This is a genomic window from Streptomyces sp. P17 (assembly GCF_032436805.1).
GTDB lineage: Bacteria > Actinomycetota > Actinomycetes > Streptomycetales > Streptomycetaceae > Streptomyces.
On sequence record NZ_JAVRBF010001253.1, the window covers coordinates 1 to 249 of the forward strand.

Below are 249 nucleotides of genomic sequence, written 5' to 3' on the forward strand. Positions count from 1 at the left end.
CCTGCGCGATGCCGAACCGTTGCGCCGTCGCATTTGCTTGCGACAACCGCATCATGAATGGCGTGCCGTTCTCCGCATTCGTGACCTGAGAAGCGGTCACGCCTGCGCTCTGTGTCAGACCGTACCAGCGGTCGAATGCATAAGTTACATCGGTAATGGCAGCCGCGCCGCTGTTTGCCCGTTGCCATATCTGGCCGGAGGGATTGATAACGCGGTTATGAAATCCGAAAGCGCCGATATTTGCGCCTG

The 249-nt window shown here is 58.2% G+C and carries 1 protein-coding gene; it reads right to left on the reverse strand.

What is annotated here, in order from left to right; genetic code table 11:
* The coding region (locus RMT89_RS44590; RefSeq protein ID WP_315889462.1) for a hypothetical protein at positions 1-249 on the reverse strand (249 nt) is incomplete at both ends.